Source organism: Streptomyces sp. NPDC055078 (genome assembly GCF_053607985.1).
The window spans coordinates 1-6,189 of record NZ_JBSGUP010000493.1; the positions used below are offsets into that span (position 1 = coordinate 1).

Annotated in this window: 10 protein-coding genes; 1 reads left to right on the forward strand and 9 read right to left on the reverse strand. The window is 71.2% G+C overall.

The features are described from left to right. Positions 1–25: 25 nt before the first annotated feature. The 9 genes from ACWF94_RS30120 to ACWF94_RS30160 all read right to left on the reverse strand — a co-directional run bounded on the left by ACWF94_RS30120 (position 26) and on the right by ACWF94_RS30160 (position 5,354). A complete protein-coding gene (locus tag ACWF94_RS30120) occupies positions 26–292 on the reverse strand; it encodes a hypothetical protein (protein ID WP_453495441.1) in 267 nt (88 codons plus the stop codon). A 39-nt stretch (positions 293–331) separates the two neighbouring features. Continuing rightward, positions 332–940 (reverse strand): hypothetical protein, encoded by a 609-nt coding sequence (locus ACWF94_RS30125; protein ID WP_453495443.1) that lies wholly within the window; start codon positions 938–940, stop codon positions 332–334. A gap of 137 nt (positions 941–1,077) precedes the next feature. Further along, on the reverse strand, positions 1,078–1,539 hold the full coding sequence (locus ACWF94_RS30130) for a hypothetical protein (RefSeq protein WP_453495446.1): 462 nt from the start codon (positions 1,537–1,539) through the stop codon (positions 1,078–1,080). Between the two features lie 82 nt (positions 1,540–1,621). Next, positions 1,622–1,978, reverse strand: coding sequence for a hypothetical protein (locus ACWF94_RS30135; RefSeq protein ID WP_453495449.1), 357 nt, complete (start codon positions 1,976–1,978; stop codon positions 1,622–1,624). Between the two features lie 32 nt (positions 1,979–2,010). After that, positions 2,011–2,610 carry a hypothetical protein gene (locus ACWF94_RS30140; RefSeq protein ID WP_453495452.1) on the reverse strand — a complete coding sequence of 200 codons (600 nt, stop codon included), beginning with the start codon at positions 2,608–2,610 and terminating at the stop codon, positions 2,011–2,013. Positions 2,611–2,734: 124 nt separating this feature from the next. After that, positions 2,735–2,998 carry a hypothetical protein gene (locus ACWF94_RS30145; protein WP_453495455.1) on the reverse strand — a complete coding sequence of 88 codons (264 nt, stop codon included), beginning with the start codon at positions 2,996–2,998 and terminating at the stop codon, positions 2,735–2,737. A 34-nt stretch (positions 2,999–3,032) separates the two neighbouring features. After that, entirely contained in the window at positions 3,033–3,944 is a 912-nt protein-coding gene (locus ACWF94_RS30150; protein WP_453495457.1) for a hypothetical protein, read from the reverse strand. A gap of 136 nt (positions 3,945–4,080) precedes the next feature. Next, positions 4,081–4,434, reverse strand: a complete 354-nt coding sequence (locus ACWF94_RS30155) for a hypothetical protein (protein ID WP_453495460.1) — start codon at positions 4,432–4,434, stop codon at positions 4,081–4,083. A gap of 152 nt (positions 4,435–4,586) precedes the next feature. Next, positions 4,587–5,354: a PP2C family protein-serine/threonine phosphatase gene (locus tag ACWF94_RS30160; RefSeq protein WP_453495463.1), complete on the reverse strand. Its 768-nt coding sequence runs from the start codon at positions 5,352–5,354 to the stop codon at positions 4,587–4,589. Positions 5,355–5,551: 197 nt separating this feature from the next. Between ACWF94_RS30160 and ACWF94_RS30165 the strand changes: the two genes are divergently transcribed. Beyond that, complete coding sequence (locus ACWF94_RS30165; RefSeq protein ID WP_453495466.1) at positions 5,552–6,163, forward strand: hypothetical protein; 612 nt, start codon at positions 5,552–5,554, stop codon at positions 6,161–6,163. Positions 6,164–6,189: the final 26 nt, after the last annotated feature.

Genomic DNA, 6,189 nt, shown 5'->3' on the forward strand with positions numbered 1-6,189 from the left:
GTGCCGGGCCGCGGTGGCGGGGTGGTCAGTTGGCGCCGCCCATGCCCCGCCGGCTGGCGGCCAGGCGGGCGTCGCGCTCCTCGGGGGTCTCCTGCCAGACCGTGATGTCGGTCAGCGGGCCCTCGTGCCGGAACTGGCGGGCGACGATCTCGGCGGCCTCTTCCGGCGTCAGCCTCTCCTCGCCGTTGTTGAGGAAGGTCGAGTTCTTCTCCAGGCCGTCCTTCGCCCACCAGGCGGCGGCCGGTGCCGGGTAGCTGTAGCGGATCCGCCAGCGCTGATCGGTGTGGGCCATGGCGTTTCCTCCTATTCTGTGATGGTTGTTACACCTTCTTCATTGACCAAACGCCTCTGTGGTAACTCTGATATGCAACGAAGTTTGGGGGAGTTTCGGGCCCCGTTCCGGGGCGGGGACGGGGCCGCCGGGGGTCAGCCCCGGCCGTCGGGCGGCGGACAGCGCGCGGACCATCGTCCAGCCGTCGAAGCGGACCTGCGAGACCGCCCTCTCGTACGCCGGGCGGTGCTCCGCCTGGACCTCGCCGTCCGGGCCCATGTGCGCGCGGGTGGCCTCATCGAAGGCGCGGACAAGCTCGGTGGCTTCGTCCGCCAGGTCGTCCAGAGCGCGCTGCCGCCGGTGCTCCGGCCGGAGGTCACTCCAGTCGATGCCGGCCGTCCCGCCAGGCATTCCCTCGAAGGAGCCGTCTTCGAGGACGAAGCAGTCGGGCGTCTCCTCGGCCGCCATGTGCCAGGCGAGGACCTGCGCCCACGCCTTCTCGGTCGAGCAGGCGTCGACCACGTAGGTGGTGGGGCGCCCGCCGTCGTAGCGTTCCGGCCCGGCCACGGTGATGGTGAACGGCCGCTCCCGCTGGCTGTAGTCGCGGGCGAGGCCCGCGTACAGGGGCTCGCCGCCGTAGCGCTCCGGGGTGACCTGGGTAGCCTCCATGGGGGTGGTGCTCCTTGCCTCGTGGGTGCCGCCGGGGGCTGTCCGGACACTGTCCGTTCCGGTCGTCCGGCCGGGCGGGGGATGGGGTTCTACCTGGGCGGACACTGTCCGGACAAGCTGTCCGGACGTGTCCGGCGTCAGGTGGCGTACGCGGCCCGGACGACGTTCGGGTCGATCTGGCTGTCGTCGTCCGGCCAGAGCCAGAGCCAGGGGCGCCCGCCGTAGGACAACCCCTTGCTCCGGGGGAGTTCGGTCATGACGCGCGACGAGCTGTAGGAGCCGTGGCACCAGATCCGGCCCGCCGCGACCGCGTACCGGGCGCCGACCAGCTCGGCGAGGTCCAGGCCCTCACGGCCGGAGCGGTGCAGCGCGTCGACCAGGTCCTTGCGGGTCCACCGGCAAGACCACTCGGGCGCCTCCTCCAGCGCCTTGCGGCGGATCAGAGTCTGGTCCGACAACGCCTCGTCTCCGTGCCGACTGCTGGTCGCCTTGCTGACCGCCGCCCGGAGGTGGCGGGGCTCGGCCTGGACGTCGTCGGCGAGGATGAGGGTGGCGGCCGTCGCGTGGACGCCGCGCACGATGCTCCTGGTGACCTTCATCGGGCTCTCCTGTACGGTCTGGCCGGGCGTCTGGACGTGTCCGAGGTCTAGGCGGACACGTCCGGACAACCGGCGGGGTGGGTCAGGACGAGTGCTTGGCGACCAGCTCGCGGATCTCGGCCTCGGTGGCGGGGGTCTGGTCGGCGTGCTCGCCGCCGTGCTCCTCGATGAGCGCCCGGACGTCCTCCACGGGGACCTCGTAGAAGAGGCGGCCCGCCTCCTGGCCGGTGTCGCCGACCGTCAGCCAGAGTTCGATCGAGTCCTCGTTCGCCCAGCTGTCGTTGCACGGGGCGTCGACTCCGGGCCACAGGAACACCTCGTCGATGCCGAGCGGGGAGCCGGGCCGGGTGGTGAGGGTGATGCGCTGGCCGTCGGCCATGCGGATGATGTCGCCGCCGGTGCCATCGATGACGATGCGGTTGAGGATGCTGGTGCTCATGGCTTTGTCCGTTCCGTTCGGGGGGCGGTGGGTCAGGAGGCGGCGACGGCCGCGGCGAAGGCGGCCGAGAGGTTGCTGACGAACTCGCCGGCGACCGCCTCGCGGTGGCGCCGGGTGAGGGAGCGGGCTTCCTCGGGGGTGGCGGGGCAGACGGTGAGCAGGCCGCAGGCGCACAGGCCCGTGTCGGTTCCCGCCTGGTGCTCGCGGGCGAGGAGGCCGAGGTGGGCGGTCAGGGTGAGGCGCACGCGGTCGGCGCGGTCGGCCGTGACGAGGCTCCGGGCCCGGTAGCGGGCGGTCGTCAGGGCCGGGATCTCGAAGAGGCCCGCGGCGATGATCCGGCGGCCGTCGCGCAGGTCGTACCGGGCGGTCCCGGTGCTGTCGATGACGCCCAGGTCCCGCACGGTGTCGTTGGTGAGGGCGCCGACCGGGGTCTGGGGAGTGAGGGTGATCGAGCGGACAACCGCCCGGCCGCCGTGGCCCATGCGCGACCAGGTGATGCTGGACCCACCGGCCGGGGTGGCCTGGATGGCGTGCCCGCGCTTGAGCGCGCGCCGGAGGAGGAGCAGGCCGTGGGCCTCGCTGGCGTGGCCTCTGCTCTCGCCACTGGCGTGGGTGACCGTCTCGTGGAACATGTGCTGTGCCCTTTCGGTGGGGTGGTGGGGGTGGTGTGTCGCACTTCATTCATTGATCAAGTTCGGTTGGTTTACCCTCGTAAACCAAGGTGATTTGGTCAAAGGGTCGTCAAGGTGTGGCCGGTCAGGCGCGGCCGGCCCCGGCCGGCTCGGGCAGCTCCCGCATCCCGAACAGCACCCGGAGCGCGTTGTCGTCGTCGGCCTGGATCTGGGGGACGATCGTGGCCGTCGTCTCGCGGTGCTCCGTGCAGGCCGCGAGCCCCTGGCCGCTGGCGGCGCTGATCAGGACGATCGCCTGGGAGTGCCTGCTGTCCAGGAGGCAGCGGACGCAGGGCATCGCGAAGTGGGTGGGCACCGGGTGCTGGCAGGTCACGGCGTGGTCGGACATGGCGTTCTCCTTCGGGACGGTGGGTGAGGGGAGGTCAGACGCGGTAGCGGTCGGCGTGGTTGGCCAGCCAGGTCGCCAGGCACAGGGCCGCGTGCGCGCACTCGGCCTCGATGGTCAGGCCGGCCTGCGCGGTGAACAGCTGATTCACGTACTCGCCGGCGCCGTCGTACAGGGCGGCCGTCCACGGCTCGTCGTGCTCGGCCGGGCTGCGGTCGGCGTTCTCGCCGGAGTGCAGGAACACCTTCGGGCCGGTGCGGGCGTCGCCCTCGTCGGTGGTCTGGTCGACGCCCACCAGGATGTAGGAGACGCCGCAGTCCTCGGCGAAGAAGGCGGGGATGTAGTACGCGCCGAGCGCCGCGATCAGCTTCGCCCCGTCGGTCGGTCCGGCCTTGGCCGCCGCCTTGTTGGCCTGCTGCTGGAGCGCGATCAGGTGGAACGGGGTCAGGCCCTGGTTGCAGGGCCGGGCGTTGTCGACGGTGACCGCGGCGGCCAGGCGGTCGTGCTTGTAGAGGATGCTCACCAGCGCCCGGAGCGCCCAGGCCACGGACTCGTCGTCCTCCGAGTTCAGCCGGTCGCCGTGGAGGACGGTGTTCCGGCGCTTCTGCAACTCGAAGTCCCGGCGGGCCAGCTGCTCGGTGACCGCGTTCAGCGCCTTCATCGGCGGGACGTCGCCCAGAGCGGGCGCCAGGACGTAGCCGAGGATCGAGGCCGGGATGTGGAAGTCGTGGGCCTCCATGAGGTCCGAGGCTTCCTGCACGGCGTCCAGGGTGACGGCCGGGACGCTCCTGCCGTCCTCCAGCGGGGCGACCGCCGCGGTGGCCACCGCGCTCTTGAGGAGGCCGACCAGCCGGTTGATCAGGTACGGCTGCGGGTGGTGGGCGCGGTCCTGGACGATGCCGGCGAGCAGGTCGAGGCGGCGGGCGACGTTTTCGGTGTTGCTGGTCATGCGGTCCTCCTGGTGGTGGGGTGGGTTACTCGGCGACGTCGCATCCGCAGAGGGTGCGGAAGCCGTCGTCATCGATCTCGATCTGGTCGCTGCAGTCCTCGCAGCGGGTGACGCGGTTGGCCATGTGGCGGTCCTTTCAGCTGGCCAGGGCCAGCACGTGGGCGGCGATCCGGTGGGCGCACATGTAGGTGGCGCGCAGGCCGGCCGGGCAGGTGCAGGCCGCCCGTGCCGTCCGGTAGACCTCCAGGCCGTCGCTGCTGACCGCGAGGTAGACGGCGTTCTTGCCGGTGTCGCGGAGGGGGACCATCCCGCCCTGCTCCAGCAGCTCGGCCGCCTTGTCGACCAGGTGTGTCTTGTACTGGTCCAGCTCCGTGGAGCGGGTGGCCTTGCGGACCTTCCTCCTGCACTTCGGACCGAGCCCGTCGGGGCTGTCGTTGCGGAGTCGCCGACCGCACTTCGTGCACCGGGTCTCGGTCTCGGTGGTGGCCATGGCGACTCCCTGGGGGGTGGTGGTGAGTGGGTGACACCTTCTTCATTGACCAAATACATCTGCGGTAACTCGATTATCCAAATTTATTTGGTCAAAGAATGGTCAAGCGATCCTCGGCGTCCGGCGGCCCGTGCCGGGCGCCGAGGGAGCGCTCAGGCGAGGTCGGCGAGGAGGACGCTGGCGTTGTCCGCATAGGGCCCGCCCGGGTCCTTCGCGGCCGTGGTCCGCAGTGAGGTCGCGACCGCCCGGCTGACGAAGTCGCGGGCGACTTCATCCAGCGGCTCGTCGGCAAGCTCCACGTAGAGGTCGTGCCCGGCGTCCATGTGCGGCTCGTACGCGCCGTCCGAGGCCAGCACCAGCCGAGAAGGCCCGTCCAGACTGACGGTGGCCGTCTCGATCGCCGGGTGGCCGAACCGGCTCATCAGCTCCTCGTCGGCGTCCGCGCTGCCGAGATATGAGGTGATCACGTTCCGGTCCCCGCCCTCCGGGTACGTCGCGATCGGCGGGTGGACCCGACGGTCGTTGTGGTCGGCGGTGAGCCGGCGGGCGATCCCCCGGTCCAGCAGGTACGCCCGGGAGTCGCCGCACCAGGCGACCGTCATCGGCCGGCCGGGGGCGGTGACCACCACGACCGCGGCAGCCGACTCCATGTAGCGCCGGGTGTACGGGTCCTGGCGATCGGGGTCGGCCGCGAACTCCTGGTAGATGTGGCGCAGCCCGGCCTCGGCGTCGCCCCGGCGCGAGGCGGCGCGGGCCACGCGCCGCGCGGCCGTCCTGGTCCAGGTACGGACGCTCTGGTAGTCGCCGATGCCGTCGAGCAGGGCGTAGGCGCGGGCGCCGTCGGGCGCGGTGTGGATGGCCGTGGCGTCGCACTGGGCGGTGCGGGAGCCAAGGGCCTGGGCGGTGGCGTAGTTGCGCACGGGGTGCTCCGTTCTCCGTCGGTGAGTGGGGCGGTGGGCTACTCGGGGTCGGTGGTTGGTGTGTCGTCCTCAGTCCTCCCCGCCCCACTTTTATCCAGACTCGTTTGGGCGAGAAAAAGCAAGGTCAGGCAGGGTTTTTCCATTCCTTGGGTCTGACGCTCACGTTTATCCCGGCTGCCTTGTGCCAGACTTTCGGCATGGCCACCACCGACAGCCCGCTCCCCAGCGGCTACCAGCCCAGCGACCAGCTCCGCGACTCCCTCGCCGCTTGGAAGAAGGCCGTGGACGAGACGGAGCCGAAGGCTCGCGAGGCCCTGGAAGAGGGCATCGCCCAGGAGCTGAGGGACGACCGCCAGCTGACCCTGAACGTGCTCGCCCAGCACCTGCCGTGGACGGCGGAGATGCTGCGGCTGCTCATGGGCGGCCGGGGCGTCCCGCCGCGCGAGCGCCACCGCCAGACCGAGGGCGAGCCGGTCGTCTACAAGCTCAGCGAACGGCTCCGCGACCTCCTCGCCGCCTGGAACCTGGCCGTCGGCGACGAGAAGAAGGCGCGCGCCACGTTGGAGACGTGCATCGCGGACGAGCTGAAGGCCCGCCCCACCCTGACCAACGCGGAGATCGCCGAGCACCTGCCGTGGAGCCAGGAACAGGTGCGGGTCATCGCCCGCGCGCACGACGTGCCGCGCCGACGGAAGCGCGGTTCGGACCACAAACTCATCGAGGAGAACGGCGTCCCGAAGGCGGTCACCGTGCCGTACGACTGGTACGTGCAGCAGCCGGGGGCAGACCCGGGCATCGTCCGCCGGTGACAGCCCGACGCCCCGCCCTCCGAGGG

Bases quoted from the DNA above. Each gene is read 5' to 3' on its own strand.
- ACWF94_RS30120 (WP_453495441.1), bottom strand. From the start codon at position 292: ATGGCCCACACCGATCAGCGCTGGCGGATCCGCTACAGCTACCCGGCA.
- ACWF94_RS30125 (WP_453495443.1), bottom strand. From the start codon at position 940: ATGGAGGCTACCCAGGTCACCCCGGAGCGCTACGGCGGCGAGCCCCTG.
- ACWF94_RS30130 (WP_453495446.1), bottom strand. From the start codon at position 1,539: ATGAAGGTCACCAGGAGCATCGTGCGCGGCGTCCACGCGACGGCCGCC.
- ACWF94_RS30135 (WP_453495449.1), bottom strand. From the start codon at position 1,978: ATGAGCACCAGCATCCTCAACCGCATCGTCATCGATGGCACCGGCGGC.
- ACWF94_RS30140 (WP_453495452.1), bottom strand. From the start codon at position 2,610: ATGTTCCACGAGACGGTCACCCACGCCAGTGGCGAGAGCAGAGGCCAC.
- ACWF94_RS30145 (WP_453495455.1), bottom strand. From the start codon at position 2,998: ATGTCCGACCACGCCGTGACCTGCCAGCACCCGGTGCCCACCCACTTC.
- ACWF94_RS30150 (WP_453495457.1), bottom strand. From the start codon at position 3,944: ATGACCAGCAACACCGAAAACGTCGCCCGCCGCCTCGACCTGCTCGCC.
- ACWF94_RS30155 (WP_453495460.1), bottom strand. From the start codon at position 4,434: ATGGCCACCACCGAGACCGAGACCCGGTGCACGAAGTGCGGTCGGCGA.
- ACWF94_RS30165 (WP_453495466.1), top strand. From the start codon at position 5,552: ATGGCCACCACCGACAGCCCGCTCCCCAGCGGCTACCAGCCCAGCGAC.